Below are 1,027 nucleotides of genomic sequence, written 5' to 3' on the forward strand. Positions count from 1 at the left end.
GTCGACTAAAAACAAATAACAAAGGAGAATTGACATGTCATCTACAAATATTATATCAAAAATAACTGAAATTTACTATAGAAACATAGAATTTGATCAAGATTTCTTCAAAAACTGGATGGATTTAATACGTTCTCAATCTATCAGGTTCTTCCATAGCTCATTGAACTTTGGGGGCTAAAGGTTCAGACGGATGTAAGTGCTAAAAAAACTTCGTCCAACAGATCGCCTCATGACAACACCTTTATTTTTGNTTCGTTGCGTACAGCTGGGGATTAGTATCCGAGACCTGGATTTGCTTACCATTGGCCTCGTGAATTATATGTATGCTGAAAACAGCAACGATGATTATAAAGGATATGCGGATATGCAGGCTGGTCGTACTAGATCAGCAAAATCTGTTTTTTCTGATATACGCAAGGATTACAGTTTATGATTTATGATATCGAGATTTCAGATCAGGCCGAGATAGACCTTCGTGGAATCTTCGAATACATTGCTTTTGAACTGCAGGCACCANAAAATGCAAGTAGTCAGCTTGATAGACTTGAAGCATGTTATGGATCTTGATCATATGCCGAAGAGGTATCGACAATATGAATTGGAACCATGGAAAAGTCGAGGACTACACGTAGCGCCAGTAGACAATTATCTTGTTCTATATATTCCGAATGATGATACACAAGTGGTTACGATTATCCGTGTTATGTACGGTGGACGAGATGTGGATACGCAATTAAANAGATTTACAAAAACAAAATAATTTGAAAGCATCAATCAGAAATGGTTGGTGCTTTTTTGTATNAATGAAAACCCCNGTTNGACTGGGNTTTCAGTGTAGCTTTAGCGTTGAGAAACTATCAAAAAANCCTCCTTGTTGTATAATATTATTGTGGTCTGGCAACTACAAAAATATTTAACATAAAGGAGGATTTAGTATGTCTAACGATATACATAGTTTATCACATACAAGGTGGACTTCTTTTTATACTTGCAGATTGATTTTATTCGTGGTTTAGAATATACT

1 protein-coding gene is annotated in these 1,027 nt (G+C 35.8%); it reads left to right on the top strand.

Annotated features, from left to right (window positions below; genetic code table 11):
* Positions 1 to 559: 559 nt before the first annotated feature.
* A complete protein-coding gene (locus tag HMPREF1639_RS09725) occupies positions 560 to 763 on the top strand; it encodes a type II toxin-antitoxin system RelE/ParE family toxin (RefSeq protein WP_442956603.1) in 204 nt (67 codons plus the stop codon).
* Positions 764 to 1,027 lie beyond the last annotated feature (264 nt).

It is taken from the genome of Peptostreptococcus sp. MV1, from assembly GCF_000758885.1.
Classification (GTDB): Bacteria; Bacillota; Clostridia; order Peptostreptococcales; family Peptostreptococcaceae; genus Peptostreptococcus.